This window comes from Leifsonia sp. L25, from assembly GCF_050632895.1.
Map to the genome: position 1 here is coordinate 1,629,589 of NZ_JBODRZ010000003.1, position 19,007 is coordinate 1,648,595.

25 protein-coding genes and 1 riboswitch are annotated in these 19,007 nt (G+C 70.4%); of the genes, 18 read left to right on the forward strand and 7 right to left on the reverse strand.

All coding sequences use genetic code 11. The features are described from left to right. Nucleotides 1–22 precede the first annotated feature (22 nt). Genes ACRAWC_RS11925 through ACRAWC_RS11935 form a run of 3 tightly spaced genes read left to right on the forward strand, consistent with a single transcriptional unit; the run spans nt 23 to nt 3,235 of the window. On the forward strand, nt 23–1,636 hold the full coding sequence (locus ACRAWC_RS11925; RefSeq protein ID WP_431347913.1) for a PTS mannitol transporter subunit IICB: 1,614 nt from the start codon (nt 23–25) through the stop codon (nt 1,634–1,636). Next, nucleotides 1,633–2,070: a PTS sugar transporter subunit IIA gene (locus ACRAWC_RS11930; protein ID WP_431347914.1), complete on the forward strand. Its 438-nt coding sequence runs from the start codon at nt 1,633–1,635 to the stop codon at nt 2,068–2,070. Before ACRAWC_RS11925 ends, ACRAWC_RS11930 begins: the two co-directional genes overlap by 4 nt. Nucleotides 2,071–2,083: 13 nt before the next feature. Continuing rightward, nucleotides 2,084–3,235 carry a mannitol-1-phosphate 5-dehydrogenase gene (locus ACRAWC_RS11935; protein WP_431347915.1) on the forward strand — a complete coding sequence of 384 codons (1,152 nt, stop codon included), beginning with the start codon at nt 2,084–2,086 and terminating at the stop codon, nt 3,233–3,235. A gap of 21 nt (nt 3,236–3,256) precedes the next feature. Here the strand turns inward: ACRAWC_RS11935 and ACRAWC_RS11940 are convergent, their stop codons facing one another. Continuing rightward, on the reverse strand, nt 3,257–3,832 hold the full coding sequence (locus tag ACRAWC_RS11940; RefSeq protein WP_431347916.1) for an RBBP9/YdeN family alpha/beta hydrolase: 576 nt from the start codon (nt 3,830–3,832) through the stop codon (nt 3,257–3,259). Between the two features lie 202 nt (nt 3,833–4,034). Between ACRAWC_RS11940 and ACRAWC_RS11945 the strand changes: the two genes are divergently transcribed. The 9 genes from ACRAWC_RS11945 to ACRAWC_RS11985 all read left to right on the forward strand — a co-directional run bounded on the left by ACRAWC_RS11945 (nt 4,035) and on the right by ACRAWC_RS11985 (nt 10,269). Then, nucleotides 4,035–4,262 carry a hypothetical protein gene (locus ACRAWC_RS11945; protein WP_431347917.1) on the forward strand — a complete coding sequence of 76 codons (228 nt, stop codon included), beginning with the start codon at nt 4,035–4,037 and terminating at the stop codon, nt 4,260–4,262. Beyond that, a complete protein-coding gene (locus ACRAWC_RS11950; protein ID WP_431347918.1) occupies nt 4,259–4,594 on the forward strand; it encodes a hypothetical protein in 336 nt (111 codons plus the stop codon). The genes ACRAWC_RS11945 and ACRAWC_RS11950 overlap by 4 nt, the downstream gene beginning before the upstream one ends. Further along, entirely contained in the window at nt 4,585–6,096 is a 1,512-nt protein-coding gene (locus ACRAWC_RS11955; RefSeq protein ID WP_431347919.1) for a hypothetical protein, read from the forward strand. Before ACRAWC_RS11950 ends, ACRAWC_RS11955 begins: the two co-directional genes overlap by 10 nt. Next, nucleotides 6,093–6,623: a hypothetical protein gene (locus ACRAWC_RS11960; protein WP_431347920.1), complete on the forward strand. Its 531-nt coding sequence runs from the start codon at nt 6,093–6,095 to the stop codon at nt 6,621–6,623. The genes ACRAWC_RS11955 and ACRAWC_RS11960 overlap by 4 nt, the downstream gene beginning before the upstream one ends. Before the next feature lie 152 nt (nt 6,624–6,775). Then, entirely contained in the window at nt 6,776–6,991 is a 216-nt protein-coding gene (locus ACRAWC_RS11965; RefSeq protein ID WP_431347921.1) for a hypothetical protein, read from the forward strand. Between the two features lie 144 nt (nt 6,992–7,135). After that, entirely contained in the window at nt 7,136–8,254 is a 1,119-nt protein-coding gene (locus tag ACRAWC_RS11970; RefSeq protein ID WP_431347922.1) for a type III polyketide synthase, read from the forward strand. After that, a complete protein-coding gene (locus ACRAWC_RS11975) occupies nt 8,251–8,790 on the forward strand; it encodes an isoprenylcysteine carboxyl methyltransferase family protein (RefSeq protein WP_431347923.1) in 540 nt (179 codons plus the stop codon). The genes ACRAWC_RS11970 and ACRAWC_RS11975 overlap by 4 nt, the downstream gene beginning before the upstream one ends. Further along, on the forward strand, nt 8,787–9,830 hold the full coding sequence (locus tag ACRAWC_RS11980) for an NAD(P)/FAD-dependent oxidoreductase (protein WP_431347924.1): 1,044 nt from the start codon (nt 8,787–8,789) through the stop codon (nt 9,828–9,830). The genes ACRAWC_RS11975 and ACRAWC_RS11980 overlap by 4 nt, the downstream gene beginning before the upstream one ends. Before the next feature lie 94 nt (nt 9,831–9,924). Then, a complete protein-coding gene (locus ACRAWC_RS11985) occupies nt 9,925–10,269 on the forward strand; it encodes a ParB family protein (RefSeq protein WP_431347925.1) in 345 nt (114 codons plus the stop codon). Between the two features lie 122 nt (nt 10,270–10,391). On the opposite strand, the gene ACRAWC_RS11990 is transcribed toward ACRAWC_RS11985, so the two are convergent. The 3 genes from ACRAWC_RS11990 to ACRAWC_RS12000 form a co-directional block, all read right to left on the reverse strand. Beyond that, nucleotides 10,392–11,831, reverse strand: a complete 1,440-nt coding sequence (locus tag ACRAWC_RS11990; RefSeq protein WP_431347926.1) for a chaplin family protein — start codon at nt 11,829–11,831, stop codon at nt 10,392–10,394. A 92-nt stretch (nt 11,832–11,923) separates the two neighbouring features. Further along, nucleotides 11,924–12,943 carry a hypothetical protein gene (locus ACRAWC_RS11995; protein WP_431347927.1) on the reverse strand — a complete coding sequence of 340 codons (1,020 nt, stop codon included), beginning with the start codon at nt 12,941–12,943 and terminating at the stop codon, nt 11,924–11,926. A 4-nt stretch (nt 12,944–12,947) separates the two neighbouring features. Then, a complete protein-coding gene (locus tag ACRAWC_RS12000; RefSeq protein ID WP_431347928.1) occupies nt 12,948–14,174 on the reverse strand; it encodes an MFS transporter in 1,227 nt (408 codons plus the stop codon). A 145-nt stretch (nt 14,175–14,319) separates the two neighbouring features. Here ACRAWC_RS12000 and ACRAWC_RS12005 point away from each other — a divergent pair, with 145 nt between their 5' ends. Both ACRAWC_RS12005 and ACRAWC_RS12010 read left to right on the forward strand, forming a co-directional pair. Beyond that, on the forward strand, nt 14,320–14,772 hold the full coding sequence (locus tag ACRAWC_RS12005) for a MarR family winged helix-turn-helix transcriptional regulator (RefSeq protein ID WP_431347929.1): 453 nt from the start codon (nt 14,320–14,322) through the stop codon (nt 14,770–14,772). A 225-nt stretch (nt 14,773–14,997) separates the two neighbouring features. Next, complete coding sequence (locus tag ACRAWC_RS12010; RefSeq protein WP_431347930.1) at nt 14,998–15,351, forward strand: nuclear transport factor 2 family protein; 354 nt, start codon at nt 14,998–15,000, stop codon at nt 15,349–15,351. 18 nt (nt 15,352–15,369) lie between these two features. On the opposite strand, the gene crcB is transcribed toward ACRAWC_RS12010, so the two are convergent. The 3 genes from crcB to ACRAWC_RS12025 all read right to left on the reverse strand — a co-directional run bounded on the left by crcB (nt 15,370) and on the right by ACRAWC_RS12025 (nt 16,780). Beyond that, complete coding sequence (crcB, locus tag ACRAWC_RS12015) at nt 15,370–15,747, reverse strand: fluoride efflux transporter CrcB (protein ID WP_431347931.1); 378 nt, start codon at nt 15,745–15,747, stop codon at nt 15,370–15,372. Continuing rightward, nucleotides 15,744–16,193, reverse strand: a complete 450-nt coding sequence (locus tag ACRAWC_RS12020; protein WP_431347932.1) for a fluoride efflux transporter FluC — start codon at nt 16,191–16,193, stop codon at nt 15,744–15,746. Before ACRAWC_RS12020 ends, crcB begins: the two co-directional genes overlap by 4 nt. Before the next feature lie 20 nt (nt 16,194–16,213). Next, nucleotides 16,214–16,288: riboswitch (Fluoride riboswitch) on the reverse strand. Beyond that, nucleotides 16,289–16,780 carry a universal stress protein gene (locus ACRAWC_RS12025; RefSeq protein ID WP_431347933.1) on the reverse strand — a complete coding sequence of 164 codons (492 nt, stop codon included), beginning with the start codon at nt 16,778–16,780 and terminating at the stop codon, nt 16,289–16,291. 234 nt (nt 16,781–17,014) lie between these two features. Between ACRAWC_RS12025 and ACRAWC_RS12030 the strand changes: the two genes are divergently transcribed. The 4 genes from ACRAWC_RS12030 (at nt 17,015) to ACRAWC_RS12045 (ending at nt 19,006) form a co-directional block, all read left to right on the forward strand. Then, a complete protein-coding gene (locus ACRAWC_RS12030; RefSeq protein WP_431347934.1) occupies nt 17,015–17,374 on the forward strand; it encodes a phage holin family protein in 360 nt (119 codons plus the stop codon). Next, nucleotides 17,371–17,574 carry a hypothetical protein gene (locus ACRAWC_RS12035; RefSeq protein WP_431347935.1) on the forward strand — a complete coding sequence of 68 codons (204 nt, stop codon included), beginning with the start codon at nt 17,371–17,373 and terminating at the stop codon, nt 17,572–17,574. Before ACRAWC_RS12030 ends, ACRAWC_RS12035 begins: the two co-directional genes overlap by 4 nt. After that, nucleotides 17,564–18,544 carry a YihY/virulence factor BrkB family protein gene (locus tag ACRAWC_RS12040; RefSeq protein ID WP_431347936.1) on the forward strand — a complete coding sequence of 327 codons (981 nt, stop codon included), beginning with the start codon at nt 17,564–17,566 and terminating at the stop codon, nt 18,542–18,544. The genes ACRAWC_RS12035 and ACRAWC_RS12040 overlap by 11 nt, the downstream gene beginning before the upstream one ends. Nucleotides 18,545–18,607: 63 nt before the next feature. Next, nucleotides 18,608–19,006 carry a YciI family protein gene (locus ACRAWC_RS12045; RefSeq protein ID WP_431347937.1) on the forward strand — a complete coding sequence of 133 codons (399 nt, stop codon included), beginning with the start codon at nt 18,608–18,610 and terminating at the stop codon, nt 19,004–19,006. Nucleotide 19,007 lies beyond the last annotated feature (1 nt).

The following is a 19,007-nucleotide window of genomic DNA, read 5'->3' on the forward strand; positions in this document are numbered from 1 at the left end:
GACACAGAAACGAGGCACCATCATGACATCGGCGACAGCGACGACGCCGAGGCAGCCCAGCAGCGCTCGCGTCCACGTGCAGCGCTTCGGGACCTTCCTCTCGAACATGGTCATGCCGAACATCCCGGCGTTCATCGCCTGGGGGTTCATCACGGCCCTGTTCATCGCCACCGGCTGGCTCCAGAACGCCGGCTGGGCGATCAGCGGGATCCTGGGCGGTTTCGGCGATCAGGCCAAGATCGGCTGGAGCGGCGCGGCCACCGTGCTCGCCCAGGACCCGAGCGGCCACACCTTCCAGCAGTACGTGGGCCTCGTCGGCCCGATGATCACCTACCTGCTGCCGCTGCTGATCGCGAACACCGGAGGCCGCATGGTCTACGGCGTCCGTGGCGGCGTGGTCGGCAGCATCGCGACCATGGGTGTCATCGTCGGGTCCAACATCCCGATGTTCATCGGTGCGATGATCCTGGGCCCTCTGGGCGCCTGGGTGATGAAGAAGGTCGACAGCCTCTGGGAGGGGAAGATCAAGGCCGGCTTCGAGATGCTGGTCAACAACTTCTCCGCCGGCATCGTCGGCATGCTCCTGTCGATCGGCGCGTTCTTCGGAATCGCCCCGCTCGTCGAATGGCTGAGCTCGGTCCTGAGCAACGCCGTCAACTGGCTGGTCGCGGCGCACCTGCTGCCGTTCGCCAGCATCCTGATCGAGCCGGGCAAGGTGCTCTTCCTCAACAACGCCATCAACCACGGCGTGTTGACCCCGCTCGGCATCGAGCAGGCGCAGCAGCAGGGCAAGTCCATCCTGTTCCTGCTGGAGGCCAACCCCGGCCCCGGCTTCGGCATCCTGATCGCCTACTCGATCTTCGGTCTCGGCATCGCGAAGGCGAGCGCACCCGGGGCGGCGCTGATCCAGTTCGTCGGCGGCATCCACGAGATCTACTTCCCGTACGTGCTGATGAAGCCGATGATCGTCATCGCGGCGATCCTGGGCGGCATGACCGGCATCGCGATCAACGTGACCTTCAACTCGGGCCTGCGCGCTCCGGCCTCCCCCGGATCGATCATCGCCGTGCTGATCCAGTCGCCGGCCAACAGCATCGTGGGCGTCACCCTCTCGGTGATCGGTGCGGCGACGGTGTCGTTCATCGTCGCCTCGATCATCCTGCGGGCCAGCCGCAAGCGCGACCTGGCCGCGGGCAACGCCGGCGACCTCACCGCCGCCGTGGCGCAGACCGAGGCCAACAAGGGCAAGGAGTCCTCGATCCTCGAGGGCCTGGTCCAGGAGGGCGAGCACGACGCCGGCGACGCGCAGGGCGACGGCACCGACCGGTTGGTGCGCAACATCGTGTTCGCATGCGACGCTGGGATGGGTTCGTCCGCGATGGGCGCATCCGTGCTGCGGAACAAGATCAAGAAGGCCGGCGTGGAGGGGGTCACGGTGACGAACCAGGCCATCAGCAACCTCGACGGCTCGGCCGACCTGGTGATCACGCAGCGCGAGCTCACCGACCGGGCCAAGGGCCAGTCGCCGGACTCGCTCCACGTGTCCGTCGACAACTTCATGAACAGCCCCAGGTACGACGAGGTCGTCGACCTCGTCGCCAAGCAGCAGACCGTTACGGAGGACGCCACCAAATGACCGACACGATTCTCGACCGGGCGAACGTCGTGGCCGCGGGCAGCGCGACCACGCGGGAGGACGCGATCCGGGAGGCGGGTGAGCTGCTCGTGAGGGCGGGCGCCGTGCAGCCGGGGTACGTCGACTCGATGGCGCAGCGCGAGGCCACCGTCTCCACCTTCATGGGGAACGGCCTGGCCATCCCGCACGGCACCAACGAGTCCAAGGACGAGATCGTGCGCTCGGCGCTCTCCTTCATCCGCTACTCCTCGCCGCTCGACTGGGGCGGCGAGGAGGTGCGGTTCGTCGTGGGCATCGCGGGCCGGAACAACGAGCACCTCGACATCCTGAGCAAGATCGCCATCCTCTTCTCGGAGGAGGACGACGTGCAGCAGCTCATCGACGCGCCGGACGCGGACGCCCTGTTCGCTCTGCTCGGCGACGTCAACGACTGAGACGGGGTCTCGCATGAAAGCCGTCCACTTCGGCGCGGGCAACATCGGCCGCGGCTTCGTGGGGCTCCTGCTCCACGAAGCCGGGTACGAGGTGGTGTTCGCGGATGTCAACGCCGAACTGATCGACGCGCTCGACGCGGCGGACTCGTACAAGGTCCACCTCGTCGGCGACGATGCGGGGACGAAGACCGTCACGGGCTTCCGGGCGATCAACAGCGCCACCGCGGAGGACGCGCTGGTCGCCGAGATCGCGACCGCGGACGTCGTCACGACCGCGGTCGGGCCGCGTATCCTGCGCTTCGTCGCGCCGGTGATCGCGCGCGGTCTCGCCGCCCGGGCGGCCGACGCCCCGCGTCTCGCCGTCATGGCGTGCGAGAACGCGATCGGCGCGACCGACCTGCTCGCGGCCGAGCTGATGGACGGCCTCCCCGACGACGACACGCGCGAGGAGCTGGCCTCCCGCGCGGTCTTCGCGAACACGGCCGTCGACCGGATCGTGCCCGCGCAGGCGCCGGACGCGGGCATCGACGTGACGGTGGAGACCTTCTACGAGTGGGTGGTCGACCGCAGCCCGTTCAACGGGAACGTGCCGCCGATCCCGGGGGCGCACTTCGTGGACTCCCTCGGGCCGTACATCGAGCGCAAGCTCTTCACGGTCAACACCGGGCACGCCACCGTCGCCTACACGGGCTTCCTGGCGGGAGCGACCATCATCAGCGAGGCGATCGGCATCCCGTCCGTGCTGGAGGCGACCGAGGCCGCCCTGGCGGAGACGTCGGCCGCGCTCAGCGCCAAGCACGGGCTCGACCCGGCGGAGCTGGCCGCCTACCGCGCGACGATCCTGAACCGCTTCCGCAACCCGTACCTGGTGGACGAGGTGACGCGCGTCGGCCGCGAGCCGCTGCGCAAGCTGAGCCGCAACGACCGCTTCGTCGGGCCAGCCGCCGACTACGTGCAGTACGTGGGCGGGGTGCCGTCGGCCTTGCTCACGGCGATCGGCGCCGCGCTGCGCTTCGACGTGCCCGAGGACACGCAGAGCGTGGAGCTGCAGCAGCTCCTCGAGCGCGCGAACCCCGAGGACATCGTGGACGACGTCATGGGGGTGCAGCGCGGTGAGGCCCTGTTCGAGCCGCTGGTGGAGGTCGTGCGCGGCGCGATGCTCTGAGTTCGCCCCTTTCACTTCCGCTCAGCGCGGGACGATCGTGGCCGTCGGGTCGAGACACCAGTCGAGAACCGACGGCCACGATCCGTATCCGGACGCGGGCGTGAGGTGGCCGCCCGCCGGGATCGTCGTCAGCGGGATGCCGAGCGGCTCGGCGAAGACGACGCGCGCGCCCTCGGGATTGCACGGGTCGGCGTCGGACGCGACGATGCGGGTCTCGGCTGCGGGCCGCGTCGGTTCGAGGGCGGCGAAAGCGGCGACCTCCGCGTTCTCGCGCAGGTAGGAGGGCGACGGCGGAGCGACGAGGAGGACGCGGTCGACGGATCGGCCGGAGTCGGCGTCGTCCGGTCGGGCGCCGAGCCAGAGCGTGGCGCTGAGGCTGTGGGCGATCACGGTCACCAGGGCGTCGTCCGCGCGCGCTTGGTCGAGTGCCGCCGCCGCGGCGGTGCGCCAGGCCTCCTGGTCGGGCCGCTGGGCGTCCGGGAGCTGCGGGTAGACGACGCGCTCCCCGCGCTCGCGAAGGGCGGCGGCGAGTTGGTACTGCCAGTGCCCGGGCGGGCGGAAGTTGCCCCAGCCGTGCAGGATCAGGAAGGCGCGCATGAGGCCGAGCGTAGCGGCCCATGACGTGGCGTGAAGTCTTCTCTGGATCTTCGCGCCTCCGCAGGCTAGCCTTCATGCATCTAAAATCTATAGTCGGGACTCGCCGAAGAGTAAGGCGCGTCCTGGCCGATCGACGAGGGGGCTCATGTCGTCTGGGAAAGTCAGTTCGAGCGTTGTCGATGCGGATGCCGCCGTCAACGAGTTGGTCGGTATCGACACGTCCGGTCACACCGATCAGCAGGTCGATTTCGGTTCGACCACGGGGATCTCCGGGATGGACGCGGGCCGCGAGGTGACGAACCAGATGTTCCGTACAGTCAGTCAGTTCTGCGCTGCGGTGCTGGGGCAGGCGAACAAGTTCCCCGAGCTGGCGAGCAGTATCGAGAAGCGTGATGTCGCAGACGCCGCGCGTTGGGAGAGCGCCGCGTGAGTGCGGACAGGAGTGCGAACGAACGCGTCGAGCTCACCGCGCAGATCGCCCAGGTCGAGCGGCGAGAAGACGAGTTCTCCGAGGTTCGAGGCGCGTACCAGCGTTCGTTGGAGCAGTTTCAGGAGCAGTTCCACGCGGTGGCGCGCCGGCGGGAATCGTCACTCTCCGACCCGGGGGAACGTGGCGCGCAGCAGGAGTTGCTATTCCACGTCGATCGGTACGTCGAAGAGTCGTCTGAGGAACTCACTCGGGTGAGTTCTCAGGTGAGGCTGGCTCTCGACGATGAACGAGAACGTCTGATGCGCGAAAGGAATGCGTTGCCGTGGGAGTGAAGTTCGGCGTTGCCGATTCGAGCAATCTGATCAGCGCGATGCGCAACAACGTTTCGGTCGCACACGCGATCGTCGATCGGCTGAATTCCGGGTCTCAGCATCTCATCACGCACCTTGACGCCGGCGTGTTGCAGGGGGCGGCGTACACGGCGGGGCGCGGGCTGTTCGGCGATCTGATCGTTCCCGCGATCGCGAAGCTCGGTCAGGCCATTGACGACATCCAAGCCGAGCTCACCTCCTACGAGCACGCGCACTCCGTCGTGGCGGAACACGGCGACCTCGACCTGGACGACCTCACAACGGGATTGGCGACCGCGGAAGAGCAACTCCGTCTGACGGAAGAGCAACTCGAACGGAACAGGGATTTCTTCAGACAGGTCCAGGCGTTCGTCACGGGCGAGTTGCCCGGTCTCGCCCTGCGGAACGAGGCTCTCGAGCGGCTCAGGGAGCGCCTCGAGAACACGATCCGCGAGCACAAGACCAAGATCGAGAAGCTCGAGTGGTTCGTCGCCGACGTGTCGAACTACTTCTCCGACAGCCTGCAGGTCATGCAACTGGCGACGCAGGCTGCGATCGAGTTGAACAACGTGGCCGTGGAAGCGGACGGCACCTACTACACGAACGGCGTGAACCTGGCCCTGATCCGAGCGCTGAACGGCGCGAACGTCACCACACGGGAAAGCTCGATTGAGACCCTCATGGAGTTGTACGGCTTCACCGAGGCGGAGGCGGCGAAGATTCTGCTGGCCCAGAGCCTGTACCTGAAGTCCGGGGAGCACACCGACGAGCACGAGTTCCTCGCGATGATGGCAGCGCTCTGCGGCAGCTACCGGGCGACACGGTGGACGATCACGGCGGGCACCGGTTCGCTCAGGGACGCGAAGGAGTACTTCGCGGGGCTCGGGCTGACCGCGAAAGACGTGGACGCATTGGTGGCAGCAGTCAACCGGCAGCACGCCGATGCGAGCAGCTCGGGCAGGAAAGACTTCGCGCACGAACTGGTGGGGCTCGCGATCTTCACGACGCAGCGCGGAGCAACGCCAGCAGGCTTCATGGACTTCGTCATGGCGGGGCAGCTCAACGAGTTCGCGAGCTACAAGGGCGACATCGTTACTGAATTCGGTCGGGACGATATGCAGTCGGACACCGACATGATCAACATCTACCAGCGCTCCCTGAAGCCGGGCGCTTCCGTACTGCAGGCGATGGGCGGCTACAACAGCGAGCTCGCCAGCGGGGAGACGAACAGGGCGCAGGAGATGATCGACTCACTGGGGGGTGGGGATTTCGAGCGACTCAAGAGCGTTCTCGCGAAAGAGGTGGAGTCGTACAACCTCGGGGACGAGGAGATGTCTGGCTATCGACGGCTGCAAGTCGGAATGGCCGCAGGATACGAATTACCCCTCGAGCTCTTCTCGAAGAAGCTCGAGGCTTACCAGCAACTCAAAAGGGACGGCCTCGCAACGTATCTGCAGTTCTTGGAAGAAGAGCTGCGTAGATGAAACGCACATCTCGGCGCGGCCTCGCGGCTGCTTTTGTTGGGGCGATACTGATCAGCCTTCTATCGTCGTGTGGCCTGTCGAGTACCTACGACCGGGGACCGTATCTTCGTGGCTTGGAGCGGCACTGCGAGCGAGTGGCTACTCATTTGGCGGCCCAGGGCGTCAACGCGCGCTGCGCCGAGGAATCGCGACCATTAATTGAGAACGATGGTGTCACGTACACCTTCAGTGATGACGGCATCGAGCGGATTGAGACTGACACCGCGATCATTGCCGTTCTCGCCACCGCATTTCACACGAAAGTGACGGTGATCTCGGTGATGGTAGGCCGCGGCTACGACGCCCCCAAAGCAAAGTACGACATGCGAAATCTCTCGAATCCCCGTGCCTTCTACCACCTGGACAACCTCGAATGGGTCCAGCGCACGATCGAAGCCTCGATCTCGACGGACGGAATGAAGGCGCTGGTAGAACAGGCCGAGCACTACCAGGACCTCATCAAAACCGAACTCGACAACGTGAAGTAGCTGTCGAGATGAAACGTCCACCCCGGCGCAGGTTCGCGACTGCTCTCATTACAACAGCAACGGCGGCGACGCTGGTCAGTACATTGTCATCGTGTGGATCGGATTTCGAATACGGACCATACCTTCGAGGCTTGGAGGAGCACTGTGAACAAGTGGCTCCTCACGTGGGCGGGGTGCCGTCGGCCTTGCTCACGGCGATCGGCGCCGCGCTGCACTTCGACGTGCCCGAGGACACGCAGAGCGTGGAGCTGCAGCAGCTGCTCGAGCGCGCGAACCCCGAGGACATCGTGGACGACGTCATGGGGGTGCAGCGCGGTGAGGCCCTGTTCGAGCCGCTGGTGGAGGTCGTGCGCGGCGCGCAGCGCTGAGTTCGGGTCCCCGCCGACGCGTTCGCGGCGCTGAGCGGTGGGGTACAGGAGAAGTGCGCAGCGATGCTGCCGAGCGTTGCCCGCTGTTCTGACAGTTCACCGCAACCTCACACCCGGGAACCACCCCGGTGGTACGTTTCGCTTGTGAGCCGTATCGTCGCTGTGGCGCCCGTGCTGCCCGCCCGCAGCTACAGCCAGGGCGAGATCACGGCCGCGCTCCTTGCGATGATCACCAGCGACCCGCAGCGGCAGGCCGTCATGCGGCGCATCCACGCCTCCAGCGGGGTCGAGACCCGCAGTCTCGTGATGCCGCTCGAGCAGTACAGCTCGTTGGGGTCGTTCCGGGAGTCCAACGACTTCTTCATCGCCGAGGGCACCACGCTCGCCGAATGTGCGGTGACCCAAGCGCTCGCGACGGCCGGCCTCGACGCCACCGACGTCGACTACCTCCTCTTCACCTCCGTCACCGGGATCGCCGCCCCCTCCATCGACGCCCAGCTCGTGCAGCGGCTGGGGATGCGGCCCGACGTCAAGCGGTTGCCGAGCTTCGGGCTGGGCTGCGTCGCCGGCGCCGCCGGAATCGCCCGGGTGCACGACTACCTGGCCGGGCATCCCGGCGAGATCGCGGTGCTGCTCTCGGTGGAGCTGTGCTCGCTGACCGTGCAGGCGCGCGACGACTCGATGGCCAACATCGTCGCGAGCGGGCTCTTCGGGGACGGCGCCGCGGCGGTCGTCATGGCGGGCGACGACCGCGCCCGCGAGCTCGGCCTCCCCGGCCCGGAGGTGGTCGACACCCGCAGCCACATCTACCCCGACACGGAGAACGTGATCGGCTGGGACATCGGCGGCACCGGCTTCCGCATCGTCCTGAGCGCAGGCGTGCCGGACGTGATCGACCGCAATTTCGCCGACGACGCCCGCGGTCTCCTCGCCGAACACGATCTGGAGGTGTCGGACGTCAGCGCGTGGGCCGCGCACCCAGGCGGTCCGAAGGTGCTGGAGGCCTTCGCCCGGTCGCTCGACCTGCCGGCGGACGCCCTCGAGGCGAGTTGGAGGTCGCTGGCGCGCGTCGGCAACCTCTCGTCCGCGGCCGTGCTCCACGTGCTGGCCGAGCAGTTGGACGCGCACCCGGCCGGGACGGTCGGGCTGCTGTTCGCACTCGGGCCCGGGGTGACCAGCGAGCTGGTGCTGCTGCGGTGGGCGGCGGGGTCGGAGCCCACCGCAGCGGCGCACGCGGCCCGCGCGATCGGCTCGGCCGCGTGATCTGGTACACCGTCCTCATCCTCGCCACCGGCGCCGAGCGGATCGCCGAGCTCGTGGTCTCCGCGCGCAACGCGCGCTGGTCGTTCGCCCGCGGCGGCGTCGAGTACGGTCGTGCGCACTTCCCGCCGATGGTCGCCCTGCACACCGGCCTGCTGCTCGCCTGCCTGGCCGAGGTCTGGCTGCTCGACCGGCCGTTCGTGCCCTGGCTCGGCTGGCCCATGCTGGTGCTGGTGCTGGCGAGCCAGGCGTTGCGCTGGTGGTGCATCGCCACCCTCGGCCCGCGCTGGAACACGCGCGTCATCGTCGTCCCCGGCCTCCCGCTGGTGGACCGCGGGCCGTACCGGTGGCTGCCCCACCCGAATTACGTCGCCGTCGTCGTGGAGGGGTTCGCCCTCCCGCTCGTGCACACGGCGTGGATCACGGCCCTTGCGTTCACCGTGCTGAACGCGGCGCTGCTGCTGGGTTTCCGGATCCCGTGCGAGAACCGGGCGCTCGCCTCCCCTGCCGCCGCGCCCGCCTCCGCCTCCTCCGCATGACGACGGCCGGGCTCGTCGTGGTCGGCGGCGGTCCGATCGGCCTGGCGTGCGCCATCGAGGCGCGGCTCGCGGGCATGGAGGTCGTCGTGGTGGAACCGCGGGACGACCCGATCGACAAGGCCTGCGGGGAGGGCCTCATGCCGGGCGCCCTCGCCGCCCTCCATCGCATCGGGGTCGACCCGCCCGGCCACCGGCTCGACGGGATCGCCTACCTGGATGGTTCACGCCGCGTCGAGCACCGCTTCGCCGAACGGCCGGGACGCGGCGTCCGCCGCACGGTGCTGCACCGCGAACTGGCCCGCCGCGCCGCCGAGCTGGGGACGCCGGTCCTCCGCGGGCGGGTGTCCGGACTGTCGCAGCGCAGCGACGGCGTGGAGCTGAGCCTCGCCGGCGGGGAGACGATCGACACGCCGTGGGTGATCGCCGCCGACGGCCTCCACTCCCCCGTCCGGCGGCTGCTCGGGCTGGACGGCCGCGCCCAGCACGCCGTCCGCAGGCGCTACGGGCTGCGACGGCACTACGGGGTCGCGCCCTGGACGGATCTGGTGGAAGTGCACTGGTCTCCCCTCGTGGAGGCCTACGTGACCCCCGTGGACGACCACACCGTCGGAGTCGCCGTGCTCGGCCCCCGCCCGCTCGACCAGGCGGCGGCGATCGCCACGATCCCGGAGCTCGCCGACCGCCTGAAGGGCGCGGAGCCGGTGACGGACGCACGCGGCGCCGGACCGCTCCTGCAACGCTCCCGCTCCCGGGCCTCCGGCCGCGTGCTCCTGGCCGGAGACGCCTCCGGGTACGTCGACGCGCTCACCGGCGAGGGGATGCGGGTCGGGTTCGCGCAGGCGCGCGCCGCCGTCGCGGCGGTGCGCGCGGGGAACACGGAGCAGTACGAGCGCGCATGGCGGGCGACGACGCGGGACTTCCGGATGCTGACGACCGGGCTGGTGGTCGCCGCCCGGTCGCCGTTCCGTCCGCGAATCGTTCCGACCGCGACCGCACGGCCGCAACTCTTCGGCGCGATCGTCGAGCGACTGTCGCGCTGAGGCGGCCGTCCGCCTCCCTCGCTGGTCTCACGCAGGCTCGTCACGTAGTATGTTGCCAGTAGATGACACATGCGGTATTTTGCGAGGTGCGTTCGTGACTCTTCAAGATCTCTCCCCGGCCATCCCGGATGTCGAGGCGGAGCCCGCGCTCGCTGAGGAATGCCCGGAGGAGACGGCCGACCGGCTGACCGCCGTCGCCGGCACCCTGACCACGGCCCGGAGGACGACGGTCACGTTCTACCTGTCCGAGACGCTGCGCAACCGCGCCAGGGCCGCCTACCGCTCGACATCCTTCGAGGAGAAGGACAGCAGCTGGTCGGAGATGCTGAACAAGGCCCTGATCGCGGAGGTCGAACGGCGGGAGGCCGAGTACAACCGCGGGGAGATGTTCGCCGCGAGCGAGGCGCCGCTGACGCCGGGCCGCCCGATCGGGTTCTGAGAGTGCGAGCCCCGGGGGCCTGATCGCAGGATCGGCGGCGCATCCGCTGCCGACGCGCGCGGCGACGGGCCGGGCCGGTCCGGAGACCGACCCAGCCCTGTCGCAGCGTGCGAGAGCCTCCGTCACCGGGTGTGGTGGCGGCGCTCCCTGTTCGCGGCTCCGAAGAACAGCACGGTTCCGAGCATCGCCAGCAGTGCTGCGATCGACCCGATGGTCAGCGCGTCCGAACCGGTCGACGCCAGCACGGAGGCGCCCGGCCCGGAGGATCCGAGCATCGATGAGCCGGCAGCGGTCGCGCCCAGCGCGCTGGAGCCCAGCGCGGCCGAGCCCAGCGCGGTCGAGGCCAGGGCAGCGGGGGTCATCGCGGCCGGGGTCATCGCGGCCGGGTCGGTCGCCGTCCCGGTGATGGTTCCGGGCCCGGCGGTCCCGCCGGCCTTGCCCGTCCCCGTGATGGCCGAACCGGTGGCCGTCGCACCGGACGCGACCGGAGTGGTCACGGCACCGGTGGTCGAGTTCCCGCCGACAGCGACGGCGTCGGCACCCGCCGCCACCGGAAGCGCGACACCGACCGGCACCTGCACGCCGCCGAGGAGGCTGCCGTCACCGGTGGTGACGGGCGTCGAGACCGCGCCCGATGCGGCAGGAGCGGTCACCGCACCCGCGGAGCTCGCATCGCCGAGCACGGCGACCGAGTTGCCGGACGCGGTCACGGGAGCCGACGCGGACACCGGAACCTGCACCCCTGAGCCCACGCCGTTCGCGCCCGAGGTCGTCATGCCAGACGAAGCGGGTGCGGACGATCCCGGAGCGGCGGACGGCGGTCCCGCGGTGCTCGAGTCACCCAGCACCGCGACCGAGTTGCCGGACGCTGTGACGGGAGCCCACACGGACACCGGAACCTGTGCGCCGGACAGCACACCGTTCGCGCCCGAGGTGGTCGCGCCCGGTGTGGTCCCACCCGCGGTGGAAGAAGCGCCGGCGCCAGAAGCCGACGACGCCGGAGCGGCCGACTGAGTTCCGCCGCTGCCCGCATCGCCCAGCACCGCCACCGAGTTGCCGGTCGCGGTCACCGGAACCGACGCATCCACCGGCGCCTGGGCACCGGACAGCACGCCGTCCGAACCCGAGGTCGTGGCAGGCGCAGGCGCCGACGTGGCGGCCGCGGGCGCAGGCGCTGCGGTCGCCGGCGCGGTACCGCTGGTCGCGTCGCCTGCCACGCTCGCCGCGTTCCCGGACGCCGTGACCGGCACGGACACGCTGAGCAGCGCCTGGTCGCCGCCGGCCACGGACCCGAGTCCGCTGGTGGTGACGGCGGGCGCCGGGGCCGCGGCTGCCGGAGCGGCCGACGTGCCCGATGCGGTGGAGTCTCCGAGCACGGCGATCCCGTTGCCGGTGGCGGTGACCGGCGCCGTGACGCCGATCACGGCCTGGTCGCCGGACACGACACCGCCTGTCCCGCTTGTCGTCGGTGATTCCGCGGCGTTCGCGGCCGCGGTGCCGGCGAGCCAGAGCCCGCCGACGCAGAGGGTGAACCACAACCCTCGGGAAACGTACTTGTTCATCGTTCAGCCTTTCGAGTGAGTGTCGGACTCCCGGTCGGGAGTTCGGGTTCCGGGTCCGTGCTGCGCGGCTGCGCAGGGCGGACGGGAACCACTCAGTCGGGGCTGCTGTCGTGATCGAAGACCGGTGAAGACGGAAGATCGTCGTCTGCGGGGAGGCCGGCAGAGAGACTCAGGGCGCTCAGGAGCGAGGCCGCGTTCCCGCCGAGCGCGGCGACGCCGGAACCGGAACCGCCGGCCTGGCCGCCACTCGCGCTCGTGCCCATTACGCCCGAGGGCGTCCCCTGCGACGGCGCGTCGGAGTCCCCGCGCGAGGCGTCGCCGAGCAGTGCGGAGTTCGCTGCAGGGGTCGTCCCGGAGGCCGGCACGTACGGAGGCACAGCGGCACGCAGCGCGGTCGCCGCACGCGCTGACGCCGGAGGCGAGGAGACGCCGCGGGCCGGCCGGGCGTCGCCGGAGAGGATCGCGGACTGCTCCGCCGCGGGCTCAGCGGCGCCGGCAACCGTGAGAGGCTGGGCGGCGTCGACCGCAGCTCCCGCGACGCCGGCGAGGAGGCCGTCGGCGGTGGCCGTGATCGGCGCGGTGACCGCGCTGACGGGGTGGTCCGCGAGCGCGGAGGTCACCAGGGCGACCGACGCGCCAAGAGTGGACACCAGGGCGTGGCGCGGCGCGGAGGTCTGCGGGGCCGAGGCACCGGCGCCCGAGGCCGGCGTCGTGACGACGGGAGCGACCTGCTCCACCGGCGCTGCCACCGCTCCATCCGCCGCCTGCGCGACCGGGCTCACGACCGTTTCCACGGGCGCAGCCTCCGCCACCTGCCCCACCGCGCTCGCCACCGGCCGGGCTACCTGCGCCGCGATCTCCCGAACGGGCACCGGAGCGGCAGGCGTCACCGACGCGACAGCCGCACCGGCCGTATCCCCCACCCCCGCCGCGACCGAGTCGACGCTCGCGACGACACCGCCCAGCGGGTTCGGGGCCGGCGGCTCGGCCGCGTTCGCGGAGCCGCCTCCGAACAGCAGGCCCAGCGCGACGATGCCGCCGCCGAGTACGACCGAACCGATCAGAAGCCGCGCGGGAGTGATGAAGGAGCGCCGCTCGGGCACATCCACCACACGATCACCCCCTGATCGTCGGCCTTCCGTTCGAGACAGGTGCGACTGTACTCCCCTGTCTACCGGACCGGAAGTGTCCGGCTCGGGCGGCCCACGCGACCGCGATGACGACGAGGGAGGCCACGGTCATCGCCGCGCCCACCCAGAGCGGCGAGGCGTAGCCGAGTCCCGCCGCGATGGTGAGGCCGCCGAGCCAGGCGCCGAGGGCGTTGCCGACGTTGAAGGCGGCGATGTTCGCGCCGGAGGCCAGCGTCGGAGCATCGTCGGCGGAGCGGAGGACGCGGAGTTGGAGGCCGGGGACCGTCGCGAAGCCGAACGCCCCCATCAGCACGAGGGCCACGACCGCGGCGACCGGCTGGGCCGCGACCAGCGCGAACGCGCCGAGGATCACCGCGAGCACCGCCAGCACGACGACCAGCGTCCCGTCGATCGAGCGGTCGGCAAATCTGCCGCCGACCGCGTTCCCGGCGAACAGTCCGAGGCCGAATAGGATCAGCAGCCACGGGACCGCCGCCGCGGGGAAGCCCGAGAGCCCGGTGAGCGTGTAGGCGATGTAGGTGAAGGCGCCGAACATCCCGCCGAAACCGAGGACGGTCGCCGCCAGCGAGAGCCAGAGCTGGCCGGAGCGGAAGGCGCGGAGTTCGCTACGGAGGCCGGACGCGGGAACGGAAGAGGCGGCCGCCGCCGGAACGCCCGGCACCAGCACCGCCACACCGATCAGCGCCAGCACGCCCACCACCGTGATCGCCCAGAACGTCGACCTCCACCCGGACTGCTGGCCGAGCAGCGTCCCGAACGGCACGCCGAGGACGTTGGCCGCCGTCAGGCCGGTGAACATGATGGCGATGGCCCGCGCCTTCCGGCTGGGGTCGACAAGGCTCGCGGCGACGACGGAGCCGATTCCGAAGAAGGCGCCGTGGCAGAGGGCGGCGACGAGGCGTCCGGCGAGCATCGTCGGATAGTCGGTGGCCAGGGCGGAGATCGCGTTGCCGAGGATGAACAGCACCATCAGGCCCAGCAGCACCGTCTTGCGCGGGAGGCGCGTGACGGCCGCGGTGAGGCCGATCGCGCCGACGGCGACGGCGAGCGCGTAGCCGGAGATCAGCCAGCCGGCCGCGGCGGCGTCGACGTGGAAGTCGGCGGCCACCTCGGGCAGCAGCCCGGCGATGACGAACTCGGTGAGGCCGATGCCGAAGCCGCCCAGCGCGAGGGCGATCAGGCCAGCAGGCATGGAGAACTCCTGGGAAAGTCGGGGACGGGAGGGGCGACCGCCTACACTAAGTAATTGCAGACGCGTCATAAATAGTTGCACATGCAATTACTCCGCGCAAGCACGACGAAAGTACGAACCGGACACCTGACCGAGGAGGCCGAAGATGGGCATCGCCGACGACGCCGTCGAGGTGCGCGCGCAGGGCTGGCGCACCCTCGCCGCACTGCACAACTTCATCGAGAACGAGCTGGAGAAGGCGCTCTCCCGCGGAGCCGGCCTCTCCGTCGTCGAGTACACCGTCCTCGACGCCCTCAGCCGGCAGGACGGCTGGCACATGCGCATGCAGCAGCTCGCCCGCGCCAGCGCGTTGAGCCCGTCCGCCACCACCCGGCTGGTCAACCGGCTGGAGGAGCGCGGCCTCCTGACCCGCATCGACTGCCTGGACGATCGCCGCGGCATCTACACCGAGCTGACCTCCGGCGGCCACGAGCTGCTCGACAGCGCCCGCCCGGTGCATGACGAGGCGCTGGAGGGCGCCCTCCAGGAGGCGCACCGCATCCCGGAGCTCGCGCCGCTGCTCGACGCTCTGCCGCAGCTCGCGCTCGCCCGGAGCTGACCGGCCGGCGTCAGGCGACCTACCGCAGCACCTCCACCAGCGCCACCCAGAACACGAGGATCAGCAGGCCTCCCACCGCAGCGCCGGCCCCCGCCACCGCGACGTTGAACTCCGACCACTCGCGGAAGATCCCCCCATGCGCACAGCGTAGCGGCCACTCCCGCAGCGTAGCGGCGCGCTGTCAAGTCTGGCGGGCACGCCCGGCCTGGGCGTATAACGGGGGACATGGCCGACGCGATCACGTCCTGGATCGACCGCTATCGCCGCGCGTGGGAGACGAACGACCCCGACGACATCCGGGCGCTCTTCACTGAGGATGCGAGCTACCGCACGGAGCCGTTCGCCGAGCCGTGGGACGGCCACCTCGAGATCGTCGAGGGCTGGCTCGACGCGCAGGACGACCCGGGATCGGTCGACTTCGAGTGGCGGCTGCTCGGCCAGGACGGCTCGCAGTACTTCGTGGAGGGAGTCACCGACTACCGCGACGGGCCGACCTACTCGAACCTGTGGGTCGTCGTGCTGGCCGACGACGGGCGCGCCGAGGAGTTCACCGAGTGGTGGATGGAGCAGGGGGCCTGAGCCTCCGGGATGCGGCGCTCAGACCAGCCCGCCCAGCCACAGCCCCAGACCGGCCGCGGCGAGCGCCAGGATCAGCATCCCCGCGCCGTTGAACAGCGCGGCCCGGTACCGCCGCTGCTGCGCCAGCCGCACGGTCTCGTAGCTCGCCGTGCTGAACGTGGTGTACCCGCCGAGGAACCCGGTGCCGAGGATCGCCCTCCACTCGGGCGGGAGGCCGTGCGCGAGCGCCAGCCCGGTGACGAGACCGAGCAGGAACGACCCCGTCACGTTGATGACCGTCGTGCCGAACGGGTAGTTGATCCGGAACAGGCTGCGCAGGACCCCGTCCAGCACCAGGCGCGCCACCGCCCCGAGGCCTCCCGCGACCGCGACGGCGAGCACCAGCAGCGGCGTCACCGGCGGACCCCTGCGCGGCGTGCCTGGCGTCGTCCCAGCGCCGCCGCGGCCGCGATCCCCGCGACCGACGCTAGCGCGCCGATCAGGATCGTCGCCACCGCGTACCCGATGCCGCCGCCGGGGTTGTGCGCCGCGAAGAGCCCGTCCGTGTCCACCGCGAACGAGCTGTAGGTGGTGTAGCCGCCCAGGATGCCGGTGCCGGCGAACAGTCGCAGGTCGCGGCGGCGCCCGGCGTCCGGTCCGCGCAGGGCCAGCGCCTCCAGCAGCCAGCCGAGCACGAACGCGCCGGTCACATTGATGACGAGCGTGATGAGCGGGATGCCGGCCACTGTCGGCACGGCGGCGGACAGCAGGTAGCGCACCGTGGTGCCGATCGCGCCGCCGGCGAAGACGAGCAGGACGGAGCGCCAGTGCAGGTGCACGGGCAGCGGGGTTCTCGCGGACACGCGGCATCCACCCTTCGGAATGAAGCGCAGGAACTATCAGCGACCGTCGCGGTTCGGGCCGTCCGGCCCCGGCGAGATCCATCGCCGCTGGACCACTATACCGGCGGGTCCTCCCAGGGCAGCGCCTGCGATCCGCTGACCGGCGCCAGCGGCACGACGATCACGGGCCGGTGCTGCCGGTGCGCGAGATGGACCGCCACCGAGCCGTTGAAGAACTCGCGGAGGCTCCCGCGCAGCCCGGCCTCCCGCGTGCCCACCACGATGTACCGGGCGTCCATCTCGTCCGCGAGCCGGGCGAGCGCCCAGGCCGGGTCGCCGGCGAGCTGCTTGAGGGAGTACGGGACGCCGCGGCCGCTCAGGGCCGCGCGGATGTCCGCCTCCAGCTCGGCGTCGAAGGTCTCGTCCTCCACCTCGGGGAGGTCCGGGTCGTACGGCAGCGCGACGACCGTGCCGTCCACGTAGCTGGAGACCAGGTACCGGTTGGGGTCGACGTTGGCGCAGACCAGCGGGACGTCCAGGTCGTCGGCGAGCCGCGCCGCCTCGTCGAGCACCGCGGTCGGCTGGCCGGGGACGACCGCGACGAGCACTCCCCCGGCCCGACGCCCGAAGATCCGCCGCCCGCCCCGTTGCCGCCGATGCCGCTCATGCGACTAGTGTGCACCATGCCGTGGGCCACACGGAAAGGGCACTCCCCTAGGCTCGCCCCGCGCCGTGGAGTACGTTCGGACGCGAACCCAGGGAGGCCACGCAATGACCGAGAACAAGGCCGCGCTCCCCGCGAGCGCCGCCGGACCACGCGCGGACTCCGGCCACTGCCGGAGTTGACACGCGACGCGACGGCACAGCTCAAGCGGCTGCTCAGCGCCGAGCTGGCCCTGTTCAAAGCCGAGATGGCGGCGAAGGCGAAGGCCGCGGGGGTCGGCGTCGGCCTCCTCGTCGGCGCCCTGGTCTTCGTCTTCTTCGCGCTCGGCGTTCTCGTCGCGGCCGCGGTGTTCGGGTTCGCGCTCATCGTCCCCGGCTGGCTCGCAGCGCTCATCGTCGCGGGCATCCTGATCGTGCTGGCGATCATCGTCGCCCTGATCGGCCGGGGGATGCTCAAGCGCGGGATGCCGCCGGTCCCGGACGATCTCGGAGCGGAGCTGAAGGCGGATGCCCGCGCGCTGAAGGGGGAGCAGCCGTGACCGGCAAAGGGATGAACACGCTCAAGCTCGAACTGGAGGAGACGCGCGACCAGCTCGCCGGCACTCTCGACGACATCTTCGCCACGTTCAATGTGCGCGTACAGATTCGGTCGCACCCCGTCGTCGCCGCCTCGGTGTTCCTGACGGTGCTGGCCGGTGCGGCCGCTCTCGTGGCACGAGGGATCGCGCGTGACCGCTGAGGCCTCCCGTCTCCGCCTGCCGTGGGGCTACATCCTCAAGCGCACGCTGCGCAGCTTCGGCCGAGCGTCGTGCACCGACCTTGCGGCGGGGCTCACCTATTTCGGGGTGCTGTCGCTGTTCCCGGCGATGATCGCGCTCGTCAGCGTCCTCGGGCTCGTCGGGCAGAGCAAGTCGGGCATCGATGCGCTGTTCGGGATGATCGACCAACTCGCGCCGGGAATGCTCACCGTCGTCCAGGCTCCGATCGAGGCGCTCGCGAAGTCGCCCGCGACCGGCGTCGCCCTCGTGGTCGGCATCGTCGGCGCGATCTGGTCGGCGTCCGGCTACGTCGGCGGCTTCGGCCGCGCGCTCAACCGGGTGTACGGGGTGCGGGAGGGCCGCTCGGCGTTCGCGCTGCGCCCGGTCCAGCTCGGGGTGACGCTCGCATCCCTCGTCCTCATCGCCATCGTGGCGGTGCTGCTGGTGATCTCGGGGCCGCTCCTCGCGGACCTCGGGAACCTCCTCGGCGTCGGGAACGCGGCGAAGACCGCGTGGTCGATCCTGCGCTGGCCGGTGGTCGTGGCCGCCCTGGTGCTGCTGGTCGCGCTGCTGTACTCGGCGACCCCGAACGTGCGGCAGCCGCGCTTCCGCTGGCTGACTCCGGGAGCCGTCGTCGCGATCGTCCTGCTCGGTGTCGCCTCCGCGCTGTTCGCCTTCTATGTGGCGAACTTCGGGCACTACGACAAGACCTACGGCACCCTCGCCGGGATCATCGTGTTCCTGCTGTGGATCTGGATCGCCAACGTCGTGCTGCTGCTCGGCGCCGTGTTCGACTCGGAGATCATCCGCGTGCGGCAGTTCCTGGCGGGCGTCGATGTCGGCGAGGGTGTCGGGCTGCCGCTGAAGTCGGACAAGATGATCGCGAAGGCCGAGGACGCCGACGCGGGGGATGTGCTGGCCATGCGGGCGATGCGGCGTACGCAGCGCTGACCGTCCGCCGTCGAATCCGCTCTCCGCCGTTCGACGTCCTGGTGACGACAGAGAGGATCACTCATGGCCCAGTTCGCCATCTTCATCTACGGGAACGGCGTCGCGGGCACTCCCGAGGAGCTCGCCGAGCACGACCGGCACTCGGAGGACCTGATCGGCGACGGCTCGCTGACCGCGGCGTTCGCGCTCGCGCCGTTCACGGAGGCGGCCTCCGTCCGCGGTGACGGCGTCACCGACGGGCCGTACACCGAGAGCAAGGAGATCATCGCGGGCATCGGCATCGTGGAGGCCGCCGACAGGGAGGCCGCCCTGGCCATCGCCCGCCGCAACCCCGCCACCTGGCAGGGCGGCGGCGTCGAGGTACGCGAGGTGGTCGGTTCATACATCCGGACGGTGGAGCTGGGGGCAGCGCGAAGCGATGCCGCGACACCAGCCCCGAGGGAGCCTGCGACCGAGGTGTGAT